Here is a 12,914-nt window from a genome sequence, read left to right as displayed (position 1 = left end):
TTTTACTAATTTTAACTTATTTTTTATAACATTTTAGATAACATTATCTAACTTTTTGTAACAGTTAAGTAAGCCATCAGCCAAAGTGGTCATTGTTATGATTTTTTTAGTGAAGGTTGGTTGCACTGGACTCTCGGCTTGTAGATATTTCAGACATTTGGACTCTGGGTGTCTGGGGTAAGTCCCGACCTCTCCGACGGCAAATACTTATATTTTGACAGATTCTGTAAAAAAGTGAGTCTCAGTACACGGAGAACTAAAGAGATCCCAATGCTTTTGAAGACAAAGATGGAAAATCCTGTACGTCATGTGGGGGAACAGGAAAGATAAAGCCAAAAGGTGCCGTTAGAGAGGCAGTATGCCAAAAGTGCCAAGGCAAAGGTTGGACTAGATAATACTGAGTTTAGTTGAATCCTACAAAGATCGAGGGAGTATTTATGGCTAAAAAACAAATGGGTGAAGTTAAAACGCCAACAGGTTCTTCTTACTATTATTATTGGGATGAGGATACTGGCGAAGTCTATGTTGGCAGTGAATCTGCTGGTAAAGCGTCGTCTTCTGATGAAGCTTGGCGTAAAGCAAACTACTACGCTACTACGCTTCAGAAATGGAAGGATTGATTGAGAAAAGTTGCGCTCTCTTGAACCTACTATGCGGTAGTGGAAAGGATGGGAGAAGGTGCAGGGAGCGATCGAAGTTTATCACCCAAATCTAGGTCAAGTCTGACTGATGACTAACAATTTTTGAAATCGAAAAGGAGCTTTTTTTATATGAGTCAAAATCGTATGCCAGATGCTAGCGATCCTTACAAGCTACAAGAGTGGGCAAACCAACAGCGAGAGAATAACAGCGATTCAAGTTCGAGTACAGATGAAAACCTTGTCAAATATGTTGCCAAAGGTGTTGCTAACGAATTTGGCGCTATTGGTGTGGGTGTCGCTAGTGAACTGGGGCGAATTGCTTTAGGAGTTGTTACCCTTGGACTTTCTGAAGAATCAAAATATAAAGATTGATTAACATCAGTAGAGATCGCCAACATTTACAAGAAAGGTTAAAGGTTAGGCGATCGCTCTATCGAATCTACTATTTGCTACAAAGTTACAAGCAATCTGATAAGTATATTAAGGAAAAAATGAGGTAAAAATGGAAAGATTGATCTATCGTATGGTTGAGGAAGCTGAAAAAAACGCTACAAGATATTATGAGAGGGCTGAATACTACGAAAATCAAGGAGATAGTAATCAAGCTCTTGCCAACTATGTAGACTCACTTCGTTATCATGCTGAATACACAGACTATAATGAGAAAGCTTATAAACAAAGATGGATTGACGGAGTTCTAGAAAGTGGAACAGCTAATTCAGGTGATAGTATATACTACGAGATAGAAAATCAGGTTGAATTCTTTTTGAATCTGTCCATACGTCTAGCCTGCATAGTTAATCATTATAATGATGATCGTGACGAACTGAAGAAAGCATACCTTGCAGAGAAACAAAAACTAATATTTGATGCAGTAAGTGTTCATAGAAGAGTTTTTAATGTTAAACAAATAAAACTTTATGATAGCCTGTCAGAGCACGTTAGAGTGACAAGCAATATAATAAACAGAAATAAAGAAGCTCTCGAAAAAATCAAAAAAGTTAGTCCAGAACAAGAGTCGGACGCAACATTTAAAAAAATCAGAGTTGCTTTGCTTAAAATTAGTGAAACAAAAATTCCTCTTGTAGCTTTAGAAGAAAAGCCAGGTTCCTTCATCGCTACAGCAGCTTACTCCACTTCCAAACACCCGGACATAGACACATTCCGCAATTTCCGTGACAAAAAACTTTTAACCAATCCTGTTGGTCAAGGTTTAGTCAGCCTATACTACAATATCAGCCCTAGCATCGCTAACTATGTGAAGAGGCAACCAGTCATCAAGAGCTTTTTAAGACAGCAGTTAGAGCGTTTAGCTGAGTGGATGCGTAGCCAAGGAATGAAAAGTTAGTAGTAGAGTTTTAAAAGGAACTATCTAAGAAGCAGGGAGAAAAACCGATCGCCCTTATCTTCCCCAACTTGCGATCGCCCTTACTTTCTAATTGAATTAAGCAGTAGGATTATCATCTTGATTGCGCTGATTTAAGAGGATATCAAGTATCCGTCTTGTCTCAATCCTCAAACCCTCAATATTCGACTGTTGTCGGTCAATGTTAGCCTGCTGGCGCTCCATCCTTTGAAATAACTGTTCCCGTTCCTCTCTTGCCTCTGCTGCCGCATTTGCTAAAGCTTGAATAACCCTAGCATTACTCTCTATCAAGCGATTATTATTCTCTGTCGAGAGCGCGATACTATCTACCCGATTAGTCAAACTTTCTAACGAGTTAGCTATATTATCTACCCGGTTAGTCAAACCTTCTACTGAGTTAGCTAATCGGTCTAGCCTATCATCATCCCACCGCTCTGTACTCATATATTTTCTCCTTTCCTCTACTTTTTACAATAAGTTCAATTTTAGTTTATGAGCGTACATTTCGCGTAGGTGTAGCCAGCAGTAGGCATCGCTCTCTCATCTTTCCCAAAATGCGTAGGCGTAGGCAGCCGTAGGCATCGCCCCTATCTTTCCCAACGTGCGTAGGCAAAGCGGGCCGCAGGCATCGCCCTAATGTCTAATTGAATTAAGCAGTAGGATTATCCCCCCGATCGTGCTGATTTATCAGAATATCAAGAATGCGACGATTTTCAGTTTGAAGCCCACGAATCTCCTCTTGTTGTTGGACAATAATATCGTTTACCCTGAGTTTGGGTTGTTACCCGATCGCGAACCAATACTGACAATACTTCTAACAGTTGCTCTTGCTATTCAAAAGTGAGATTTTGAGCCTGACTCAGTACCCGCTATAAGTAGACATAGGCTTTATTTTGAGATTTTTGACTCTTGTTGCTATTATATGGCAATTTCTGGTTATAACTTCTGAAATTTTGCTCTCGCGATCGCCCCTAATTTCTGATTGAGTGGATCGCTATTGATTATCCTCCAAATCGCGCTGATTTAATAGAATATCAAGCATCCGTCTTGTCTCAATTCTCAAACCCACAATTTCTTCTTGCTGGCGATCCATCCTTTGAAATAGCTGTTCCCGTTCTTCCCTTGCCTCTGCTGCCACATTCGCTAACGCTTGAATCACACGAGCATTACTCTCTACCATGTTAGCTAATCGATCTAGTCTATCATCATCCCACCGATCTGTACTCATATATCTTTCTCCTTTGCAAATTATTAGAGATGCCTCTTTAATTATGCCAGATGGTCTAAAACTTTGCTACTGCGTTCGCTTCTGCTGCTAAAGCATCCAGTTTCCCGTTAACAATATCTTTTTCTAACTGAACATCCCATCGTTGATAATCCAAATCCAAAAACCACTCTAACAACTCTCCCATCTCCTCTGGTGGAAGTTGCAGAATAGCGTTTTCTATCTGTTCAATAGTCAACATTTGCTTTTCCTAGTTCTTGAGTTTTCATAGTTCATAGCTATTGAAAATTATTAAAGCTACCTGTTCAATGATACCCAACTACTCTGAAATTTTCCAAAGTGCGATCGCTATATGTTCATTATTCACCTATCAACTCATCGTATTCTATCTGCCTACCAATCCCAAACCAGTCCAGGTACTTGACAAAACCCCATCTATAAGCAATAATGGTAGATTGTCTGTCCAAACCCTGCTCGGATCAGGTTGAGACATTCCCAAAGCTGACAAAGCACCGCAAAACAGATTGATTTCAACCTGTAGGCTTCGGCAAAACACTTGTCAGCTACCTGTACGGCAACCCAAATTACAACCAGAATGACTTACGCAATTATTGAAACAGGCGGCAAACAACTGCGAGTAGAGCCCGGCCGCTTCTACGACATCGAACTGCTTCACGTCGAAGCCGAAGCTACAGTCACTATTGACAAAGTATTTCTAGTTCAGCATGGAGACGACGTTCACATCGGTCAGCCATTGGTTGAAGGTGCGACGGTAGAAGGTACTGTCCTCCGGCATTTCCGAGGTCGCAAGGTCATCGTCTATAAGATGCGGCCCAAAAAGAAAACTCGCAAGAAAAAGGGCCACCGCCAAGAAATTACTCGCTTGATGATTGATTCTATCAGTCTTCAAGGATCTGCGATCGCCAAAAAAGAAGATGCGATGGCTACGCCGGCCGAAGGCATCGCACCAACCACCCCAGCAACCGCCGAAACTGCATCAGAATAGAAAATAACAATTTAAAGTTGAGGACATTATGGCCCATAAGAAAGGTACAGGTAGTACACGCAACGGTCGCGACTCTAACTCTCAGCGCTTAGGTGTTAAGCGTTTTGGCGGTCAAGTTGTTAAAGCTGGCAACATTCTAGTCCGTCAACGCGGCACAAAGTTTCACCCCGGTAACAATGTAGGTATCGGCAAAGATGATACTTTGTTCGCCCTCGTTGATGGCGTAGTGACTTTTGAGAGAAAGGGTAAAACCCGCAAGAAAGTCAGTGTTTATGGTTCCCCAGTAGTTGAAGCCGAACCCGTAGCGGTTTCGGCATAGTCAACAGCTAAATTGAGAAAGCCGATTTTTTAAAGGAACCGGGTTTCTCAATTTAGCGAAATGAATCAGCCCTGCTTAAATAAGGAAAGGGCTGTTTCATTTTTCCGAAACCCGCCAGGGGTTAAAACCCCTGAGTAATAGCCCAAGTCGGTTAAAACCGACTCAAATACTAGCTATCTAGTCGTCTTCAGACGACTTTCACTATCAGACAGGGGTTTCAACCTCTGGCGGACTATAGCAACTAGCACAAATTTAGTCAGGCATCTCAGAGTATCAAACCTGATTCTATCAACCGATAGCTGCGTCTGATGCACCCTACAAGTTAATTTAAGTGTAATACTTGGCTTTAGTCCTCAGAAATTTATTTAAGCGTTGTGCTTTGGGGAAACCAGAAGTTCTAGACTTAGCAACAGGGCAATCATTATCAGCCCAAAAGTCTAACTGACTCAACACTTAAAAAAATCATGTTTCCAACACATCGCCCTCGCCGCCTTCGCCAAAATCCCCAACTACGTAGGATGGTACGCGAAACGGTCTTGACTACTAACGATTTAATATATCCTCTGTTTGCCGTGCCAGGGGAATCTGTAGCGACAGAAGTTAAATCTATGCCGGGAGTCTACCAGCTATCGGTAGACAAAATTGTAGAAGAAGCCAAAGAAGTTTACGACCTCGGCATTCCCGCAATTATCTTATTTGGCATTCCTGAAGATAAGGATACAGAAGCTACGGGCGCGTGGCATGACTGCGGAATTGTGCAAAAAGCTACCGCAGCAGTTAAAAAAGCCGTACCCGACCTCGTGGTAATTGTGGATACTTGTTTGTGCGAATATACCAGTCACGGTCACTGCGGCTATTTGCAAGTCGGAGATTTAACTGGTCGGGTTTTGAACGACCCCACACTGGAGTTACTAAAGAAAACTGCGATCGCTCAAGCTCAAGCTGGTGCTGATATTATCGCACCTTCGGGGATGATGGATGGTTTTGTGCAGGCAATTCGCGAAGGCTTAGACGGCGCTGGATTTGAAGATATCCCTATTCTTTCTTATGCAGCTAAATATGCCTCAGCTTATTATGGCCCATTCCGGGATGCTGCTGATTCAACTCCGCAATTTGGCGATCGCCGTACTTACCAAATGGACCCCGGAAATGGTCGCGAAGCCCTCAAGGAAATTGCCCTTGACATCGCTGAAGGCGCTGATATGCTAATGGTCAAGCCAGCTTTGGCTTACATGGACATCATCTGGCGCGTCAAGGAAGCCACTAATTTACCAGTCGCAGCCTACAACGTTTCTGGCGAATATGCGATGGTAAAAGCCGCCGCCCTTAATGGTTGGATTGATGAACAAAAAGTCGTAATGGAAACCCTCACAGGGTTTAAACGCGCTGGTGCTGACTTGATTTTAACGTATCATGCCAAGGATGCAGCCCGTTGGCTTTAAGCCCGCAAGCGGTTTTGAACTGTAAGTTTTGTAGGGTGGGTAATCCTCACCCTGCTGCTGTTTTTAAGAGATTTAGATAGTCGAAAATGTCATAAATCCATAACAAAAAAACTAAGATTTTTGCCAAAATGTATTGATAATTACCGAATAGATGGATAAGATATGAAAAGTAATAAGTAGGTGGATATAAAAAACAGTAGATGTTTTGTAGAGGCGGGTTTAGCCAGAGACTATACTATCAGGCACTTTTCCAGATAAAAAACCGTCATCTACTACGTTTACTATCAGCTTTGTTGCCGGCATTATTAACAAAAAATGGGCTGCTAAAGCGCGAATCGTTTAAAGCCGTCAGCATACAAATACACCAATTTCAGATAGTTTAAACCCAACTTGAAGGCAAATTGAGAATGAACTCAACCACGAGAGATTACCGCAACATCCAATTTTGTATCGGTTCTGAGCAGGTAGACCTACATCAATTAAAAGGGTTGTTTAAAGGAGCAGCTTTTTGGGCAAGGGAGCGATCGCTCTTAGATTTAGAAACCGCGCTCCGGTTCAGCGAACCAGTAGTTAGTGTTTGGGATGGCGATCGCATGATCGGGTTCGCTCGCGCTACATCAGACGGTATCTACCGCGCCACAATTTGGGATGTAGTCATTAATCCTGACTATCAAGGCGGCGGACTCGGCCGCAAGTTAGTACAGACTGTTTTAAGCCATCCTCGGATGTGTCGAGTAGAGCGAGTCTACCTGATGACAACCTACAAACAAAGTTTCTACGAACGCATTGGTTTCCAGTGCAATGCAAGTACGACAATGGTGTTAGAAAATCAACCCATAGACGCGAATATGGTGTTAGAAAATCAACCACTTGATGCGAATATGGTAGTCGAAAATCAACCCATTGATGCGAACGGAGAAGTTAATTTTCATCCTGTCAAGCTGACTGTATGATCTTAGCTTTTAAGATTTTTAATAGAGTAGAAAAAGAGGTGCAATGCACTTCTTTTTTTATTGTTATTATCTATAACAACCGACGCAAATATTAGATAGATTAGATAGGACAAGACTTACGCATCAACCAAAGAAACCGGGTTTTTTGACGAAAATACTTCGCCCGTACCCACATACGATCTCAAAAACCCGGTTTCTGGAACCATGACCGTAAGTCCTATAGGAATAAAATTTAATATTATTCATTTTCTAAATGCGATCGCAAACCTTTTTATCCCAGCTAGATCGGCATAAATTCCAATATCACGGTAACTACCCGCACTATGCAATATCTCAACCACAACCTCAGCTTGTCCCTCCATCATTTCCACCAACCAGACACCACCCGATCGCAAATAATCCGGCGCTGTTGCTACTAAATGCCGAATACAGTCTAACCCATCACTTCCCCCATCTAAGGCTAAATGAGGCTCATGTTTAGCCACTTCCGGCTGCAAATTAGGCACTAAACTACTAGGAATATAAGGCGGATTAGCAACCATACCGCTAATTTGACCCCGTAGGGGCAAACCATCTATAATTGCGCTTTCTAAAGGTTCCCACCACGAACCTTGATAAAATTGAATGCGATCGCTTAAACCCAAATTATCTGCATTTTGCCTAGCAACAGCGATCGCATCCGAGCTATAATCCACAGCATGAATCAAAGTATTTGTCAAGCTTTCTGCTAAACCCAGCGCGATCGCACCGCTACCAGTTCCCAAATCTACCCAATGGGATTTTGCATTTAAACTTTCTATCTGCGATCGATGTTTAGCTGCTTCCACCGCTAAATCAATTATCAATTCTGTCTCTGGACGCGGAATCAATACCGCAGGCGTTACTTTTAGAGAAAAATGCCGCCAATAGGCAGTTCCAGTTAAATATTGTACAGGCATCTGTTCGCTGACTCGGCGGTGCCATAAATCCTTAAGGTCAGTAAAAGGTAACTTCAGAGTAACTTCGGGCGAATTTTTGAAGGATTCTAGGCGGAGACTTAAGCGATCGATCCCTGCTAACTCTTGCAGCCACCACTCAAGTTCGGTTAGAGAAATGTTAGATGCGATCGCCTCAGCTTTCGCCTGATTTAACCACTCCCAAAGTTCTAACCCTGATACAACCATATAATAATCCGTCATTTAATAAAATGATAAAATCGCCGCCAAAGATGGCGGCGTTACAGATATTTTTGCGTAAGTCCTGACCAATTAACAGTTAACAGTTAACAGTTAACTATTAGCGACGAGGTTGACTTGGGACTGGAGCAGAAGGTCTTGCTCCTGGTTGTGCTGGTTGCAGTTGGTTTCCACCTGATGGTTGCAGAGTTCGCACGTATTCCAGCGACTCTCTCGGTGGTACTAAAATAATTTGGCTCAAAAATGGATCGTTGTCAGTCCGCATTGCTTCCAAAACAGCTTCTAAATTCACAACCTCGATCTTGAGCGAGGAAGCAATATTTGGTTGTTGTTGCTTAAAGCGCTCCAACATCCCCTGTAATTCCTCTTTATTGAAAAACAAAGGAATAACTTGCTCTTGACCCCGTTGAATTGTCAAATATCCATTTTCTGGGCCGCCTCTAGCTAAGAAAAGAGGGACACCGCTAAATTCATTTACCTGTTGGCCGCCTTGGCGCAATAGGGTTTTAGCAGACTCCACTTGGGTAGTGGTAGGAACATAGGCAAATTGTACTTCCTCTGCCTTACCCTTGTTAGCTTGGCTTAACTGGTAAATTTCCCCCAGAGATACTGGTACTACCTTCACTGATGCTGCTAATTGAGGATTTCTAGTTTTTAGGCGATCGACAAAAGCTTGAGCATCCCGTTGACTGATAAAAACTCCAGCTACAGAGGTATTGCTGCCGCTTTGACCTTCTTTGGGAACGGAAGCGATCAGGGGCGCACCTTGCGCGTCAGTAATCGTAAATACTGGCACTGGGCGTAACTTTTCCAAAACCTGGGGATCGGGCAGTGCCAGTGCCGACATATTGCGTGTGAGGGCAGGGGCGAGCAAAGTGCTTCCTAAAATCCCCAACACTGCGCCCAAACGAACTAATGATTTCATAAAACCTCACGGGACTTTGGAAACCAAGGGTTAGAAACCCTTATAGAAAAATGGACTCGGCATTTTTAAATGCGGCCAAGATTGGCGCTAGAATATACCTTGCCAAAAGAAATAGAGTTAAACAAAGACTCTTGCCTTTATCTATGATAAGTAGTCGCAGACTGATACTTTTAATTCAGACTTTCCTAGACAATCTAAGAAAAGCTAAATATAGCAATCCTATTGCAAGGATTGGTGGTATCCCACAAAGCTATAACCTTGCGGCAATAGCGCTTTTTAATGTCTTAGACACCCGCAAACATTGAGGACTACTCCAGAATAGGCACGCCTGTATTTGCTGGTAGCTTAAAAAGCTTTCACGGTTGGCAACTTTCGTAGTTGCGAGTTATTTTGTCCTTTTAGCCGAACCATTGGTTTCTGACTACACCCAGATTATACCAAAACGACTGGAATGCAAGGAAAGCCTTGAAAAATAGGTTTCAAAAGCCGAGTCATTGTTCACACATTTTCGCGCATTTTTTGGGAAAGTCGCGAAAATGTAGTCCTAGCATTTGCTCTTTTGGTTTGTTTCCGGTAATTTCCGGTCACAATCTAAAAGGCTGAGACTGACTCATTATGTAGTTATACGGCTTCTAAATCGGGATGACAGGATTTGAACCTGCGACATCCTGCTCCCAAAGCAGGCGCGCTACCAAGCTGCGCTACATCCCGTTGTTGTCATTTTTTATTCTATGGCCATTAGCTCATAGAATGATGCAATTGTCAAGCTTTTTTTGATTTTAGCTTAACTACGCACCTTGAGAAACAAAACTTTTGATTGAGTTGTTCCCAAACACCAACATTTTTTTGATGGCATTGCCAATATATCATACTTTGGTGGTTTTGGGCAAATTCAATTTTGGCTTAATTTCGCAAAAAAATGACATCTTGGCAGCTTTGAGGGCTAGTCTGGATACCAAAACATTCCTTTGATCCCCTCTGGATCGGACAGGAACCCCAAGTTTCGGTAGAAATCTACCACATGAGGGTCAGCAAATAGGGTAATGTTGCTGATATCTTCGCTGCGGAGTTTTTTAATGATGTACTGCATCAGCGCCTTACCTAAGCCCGATCCCTGGAATTCTGGATGAACCACTACATCCCAGAGTGTGGCATTAAAAGCATGGTCTGATGTGGCTCTGGCAAAACCGATCAACCGCCGCTGGGCTCCTCGCATTTCCCACATGGAAACGACTAGGAAACTGTGTTGAATGGCTTTTTTGACTTTACGCAGGGGGCGGCGAGACCACCCAACTGCATTACAGAGTTCTTCGAGCTCGTAGAGGTCTATGTCGCGATCGGTACTAAACAAGATGCGACTATTGCCAGTAGTGGGTTTGCGAAAGGGCGGGGATAGCAAATCGCTTGCCCCAAAAGCAAAATCTTCCTCAAATTCCGCTGTCTGGGGCGTAGAGGCAGAGTCAGAACCGCTAAATAAGTTTTTCCAAAAACCCATGCAGGCGTGGTTAAGGTAGTAGAAGTTGAATGACCTTAATAGCTAGTATATCTCCCGTACCTCCCCTCAATTATGGCTCCGGGTTTAAAACCATCTACATTGGAACTGCTCAAGCGCTTTAATCGGGCGTTTCCCCAATTTTATGAGCAATTTGTCAGCAGTGAGATTCAATTACAAAACCTGAAGCTAGCCTACCAGTTATACAAAACGAGGCAAGCTGTGATTGAAATTAGACCGGAGGGTAGTAAAAGTGCTCTGCATTTTGCTTACCGTAACCAGTCTTTCCTGCTGAGCGATATTTTTGGCGTGCTGGCGGCCTACGGGCTGACGATTCACAGCCTCAGTCTCTATGGACAAATTTACCCACCGATGTTGGTGTTTATCAAGTTGGTGGTGTCACGCGGGGGTAAGGTTCTGACGGATAAAACCGCAGAAAATGTCTGTAGGGCCGTTCGGGAGGCCCTAGCGGGGCATTTTGAAGTGGAAGAAATGCTCGCTGTGGAATTTAATCTGGATGCGGGTTTGGAGGATGTGGCGACTGAGTTCTATGTCGATCCTGTTTTCCATTTACCTGCTTTGCTGATTGAGGCGGATAACCAGCCTGGACTTTTCTATAAGGTAATGTATGCCATTTGGCAAGAGGATTTGTTGGTGGTGAATGCTAATTTGCTGGTTTGGCGGGGGCGTACTCGCTTGATTTTGTATTTGTTGGGGCCGAATGAGAGTTTGATTCCTGAGTATCTGGGGCAGAAAATTGCTGAGGGGGTGAGGCAGAGGTTGCTGGGCGAGCGTTTTTAAGTATAGCAACCGCCTTGGCGGTTAGGGAGTGTTAAAATCAATAAAAACTTAACTAATTTTACCTCAGATGGTAACAACTACCTTGACTCCTCCGCTACGAAGTAATGAGGAAAAATTAATTACTTTGACAGGCATTAAATGGCTAACATTTAAAGCGATAATGTCTGATGTCGGCGATGGTAGAGCCTGGAGAATTGCTTATGCCGAAGGAGTTTTAGAAATCAGAATGCCATTGCCTAAACATGAAAGACCTAAAGTTATGCTCGAACTCTTTATTGGAGCTTTAGCAGATGAGTTAGAAATTGAAGCTATGAGTCTCGGTGCGTTGACTCTTGAACGGGAGGATTTAGCTCGTGCTATTGAACCAGATACTTGTTTTTACATTCAAAATGAATCTTTAGTTAGAGATAAAGATGAAATTGATTTACCCGCAGATCCTGCACCGGATTTAGTAGTAGAATCAGACTACACGAGTTCTTCTTTGAATAAGTTCTCGATTTATGCTTCTCTGGGGGTTCCTGAAATCTGGAGATATCGAAATCAAAGTCTTCAAGTATATCAATTGGTTGATGGAAGCTATGAAGAGAGGGAGAATAGTCTGGCTTTTCCGTTTTTGCCGATCGCAGAAATTCCGGGTTTGATAGAACAAAGTAAAACTATCGGACAAAGGGCGGCGGTGCGTTTGTTTCGGGAAAGGGTTAGGGAAGTTTTGGCGGAGTGAGTCAGTCCTACGGCAAGCAACGCTATGCCGATTAAAAATTAAAAATTAGAACTTAATCTAATTTTCAATTTTCAATTTTTAATTGTTTTTACTGTTCAATGCGTTGACCATCGCGGAAAATTCCCGGAAAGCGCTTGCCGTTGGCATCTACGATCGTCCCTTTGCCGTGAGGTAATCCTTTCCGCAACTCTCCTTCATAGCGGATGCCGTTGGCAAAGGTACAAATTCCTCTAGCATCGAGTTCGTCACTATAAAACTGACCTTGGCAGCGGGTGCCGTCCGGGCGGGTGAATGTCCCATTACCTAAAGGGTGTCCGCCCACAAATTCTCCCTGAAAGCGATCGCCATTGGCGAAGATAAATTGCCCGCGACCACTCGGCGTACCGATTCTTCGTTCTATATCGAAAGGGCCGATGTAGCGATCGCCATTCGTGAAAATTGCCGTACCAAATCTGATTTTGCCATCTTGGAATACTCCCTCAATTCGAGCATCATTCAAGAAAATGAAAACTCCTCTGCCATTTGGTAGACCCTTGCGAAACTGACCTTCATAGCGATTGCGATCGTCATATACATATACTCCCGTACCATTGGGCAAACCGTTAAGGAAATTTCCGATATAGCTGTCGCCATTGTTGTAGTCACATTTCACTCTGCCTGTGGGGATATTGGGTATGCAGCGACCTGAAGTAGCTTCTGCTTGGGCCAGTGATGGCAACGGCTGTATAAGATAGCTAGTAGTTCCAATAACTGATGCAACTAATAACCCGATTCCTAGTTTTTGAGATTGGAAAATCATTGGTAGAGTGTCTCCTATCCACTTGTAGCTATAATTGTCTTGTATCCTT

Annotated in this window: 16 protein-coding genes and 1 tRNA gene; 9 read left to right on the top strand and 8 right to left on the bottom strand. The window is 43.1% G+C overall.

Translation table 11 applies throughout. The features are described 5' to 3' along the window. Positions 1–437 precede the first annotated feature (437 nt). The 3 genes from OSCIL6407_RS0114235 to OSCIL6407_RS0114225 all read left to right on the top strand — a co-directional run bounded on the left by OSCIL6407_RS0114235 (position 438) and on the right by OSCIL6407_RS0114225 (position 1,989). Positions 438–620 (top strand): hypothetical protein, encoded by a 183-nt coding sequence (locus tag OSCIL6407_RS0114235; protein ID WP_007356754.1) that lies wholly within the window; start codon positions 438–440, stop codon positions 618–620. Between the two features lie 150 nt (positions 621–770). Beyond that, positions 771–1,013, top strand: a complete 243-nt coding sequence (locus OSCIL6407_RS0114230; RefSeq protein ID WP_019487359.1) for a hypothetical protein — start codon at positions 771–773, stop codon at positions 1,011–1,013. Between the two features lie 130 nt (positions 1,014–1,143). Next, the gene (locus OSCIL6407_RS0114225) at positions 1,144–1,989 is read left to right on the top strand and encodes a CFI-box-CTERM domain-containing protein (protein ID WP_007356752.1); all 846 of its coding nucleotides are present in this window, start codon (positions 1,144–1,146) and stop codon (positions 1,987–1,989) included. A 96-nt stretch (positions 1,990–2,085) separates the two neighbouring features. Here OSCIL6407_RS0114225 and OSCIL6407_RS0114220 read toward each other — a convergent pair whose 3' ends face one another. The 3 genes from OSCIL6407_RS0114220 to OSCIL6407_RS0114210 all read right to left on the bottom strand — a co-directional run bounded on the left by OSCIL6407_RS0114220 (position 2,086) and on the right by OSCIL6407_RS0114210 (position 3,473). Further along, a complete protein-coding gene (locus tag OSCIL6407_RS0114220; protein WP_007356751.1) occupies positions 2,086–2,451 on the bottom strand; it encodes a hypothetical protein in 366 nt (121 codons plus the stop codon). 550 nt (positions 2,452–3,001) lie between these two features. Then, entirely contained in the window at positions 3,002–3,235 is a 234-nt protein-coding gene (locus OSCIL6407_RS0114215; protein WP_007356750.1) for a hypothetical protein, read from the bottom strand. Positions 3,236–3,290: 55 nt separating this feature from the next. Further along, on the bottom strand, positions 3,291–3,473 hold the full coding sequence (locus OSCIL6407_RS0114210) for a hypothetical protein (protein WP_007356749.1): 183 nt from the start codon (positions 3,471–3,473) through the stop codon (positions 3,291–3,293). Positions 3,474–3,827: 354 nt separating this feature from the next. Here OSCIL6407_RS0114210 and rplU point away from each other — a divergent pair, with 354 nt between their 5' ends. From rplU to OSCIL6407_RS0114190, 4 genes are all read left to right on the top strand, one after another. Beyond that, complete coding sequence (gene rplU, locus OSCIL6407_RS0114205; protein ID WP_007356748.1) at positions 3,828–4,238, top strand: 50S ribosomal protein L21; 411 nt, start codon at positions 3,828–3,830, stop codon at positions 4,236–4,238. Positions 4,239–4,266: 28 nt separating this feature from the next. Continuing rightward, positions 4,267–4,557 carry a 50S ribosomal protein L27 gene (gene rpmA, locus OSCIL6407_RS0114200; RefSeq protein WP_007356747.1) on the top strand — a complete coding sequence of 97 codons (291 nt, stop codon included), beginning with the start codon at positions 4,267–4,269 and terminating at the stop codon, positions 4,555–4,557. 464 nt (positions 4,558–5,021) lie between these two features. Beyond that, positions 5,022–5,999, top strand: a complete 978-nt coding sequence (gene hemB, locus OSCIL6407_RS0114195; RefSeq protein ID WP_007356746.1) for a porphobilinogen synthase — start codon at positions 5,022–5,024, stop codon at positions 5,997–5,999. A gap of 407 nt (positions 6,000–6,406) precedes the next feature. Beyond that, a complete protein-coding gene (locus tag OSCIL6407_RS0114190) occupies positions 6,407–6,952 on the top strand; it encodes a GNAT family N-acetyltransferase (RefSeq protein ID WP_007356745.1) in 546 nt (181 codons plus the stop codon). A gap of 242 nt (positions 6,953–7,194) precedes the next feature. Here the strand turns inward: OSCIL6407_RS0114190 and prmC are convergent, their stop codons facing one another. The 4 genes from prmC to OSCIL6407_RS0114160 form a co-directional block, all read right to left on the bottom strand. Beyond that, positions 7,195–8,130: a peptide chain release factor N(5)-glutamine methyltransferase gene (prmC, locus tag OSCIL6407_RS0114180; protein WP_007356744.1), complete on the bottom strand. Its 936-nt coding sequence runs from the start codon at positions 8,128–8,130 to the stop codon at positions 7,195–7,197. A 97-nt stretch (positions 8,131–8,227) separates the two neighbouring features. Beyond that, positions 8,228–9,052, bottom strand: a complete 825-nt coding sequence (locus OSCIL6407_RS0114175) for a Tic22 family protein (protein WP_007356743.1) — start codon at positions 9,050–9,052, stop codon at positions 8,228–8,230. Between the two features lie 637 nt (positions 9,053–9,689). Continuing rightward, a tRNA-Pro gene (locus OSCIL6407_RS0114165) sits at positions 9,690–9,763 on the bottom strand. 232 nt (positions 9,764–9,995) lie between these two features. Continuing rightward, positions 9,996–10,547, bottom strand: a complete 552-nt coding sequence (locus tag OSCIL6407_RS0114160; RefSeq protein WP_007356742.1) for a GNAT family N-acetyltransferase — start codon at positions 10,545–10,547, stop codon at positions 9,996–9,998. Positions 10,548–10,619: 72 nt separating this feature from the next. Between OSCIL6407_RS0114160 and OSCIL6407_RS0114155 the strand changes: the two genes are divergently transcribed. After that, complete coding sequence (locus OSCIL6407_RS0114155; RefSeq protein ID WP_007356741.1) at positions 10,620–11,345, top strand: hypothetical protein; 726 nt, start codon at positions 10,620–10,622, stop codon at positions 11,343–11,345. A gap of 67 nt (positions 11,346–11,412) precedes the next feature. Then, positions 11,413–12,066 carry a Uma2 family endonuclease gene (locus OSCIL6407_RS0114150; protein ID WP_007356740.1) on the top strand — a complete coding sequence of 218 codons (654 nt, stop codon included), beginning with the start codon at positions 11,413–11,415 and terminating at the stop codon, positions 12,064–12,066. Between the two features lie 88 nt (positions 12,067–12,154). Here the strand turns inward: OSCIL6407_RS0114150 and OSCIL6407_RS0114145 are convergent, their stop codons facing one another. Next, positions 12,155–12,865, bottom strand: coding sequence for an MORN repeat-containing protein (locus OSCIL6407_RS0114145; RefSeq protein WP_019487355.1), 711 nt, complete (start codon positions 12,863–12,865; stop codon positions 12,155–12,157). Positions 12,866–12,914: the final 49 nt, after the last annotated feature.

Origin of the sequence: Kamptonema formosum PCC 6407, from assembly GCF_000332155.1 — a bacterium.
Classification (GTDB): Bacteria; Cyanobacteriota; Cyanobacteriia; order Cyanobacteriales; family Microcoleaceae; genus Kamptonema; species Kamptonema formosum.
Note: the sequence above shows the minus strand (reverse complement) of the source record. Positions and strands in the feature narration are given on the sequence as shown.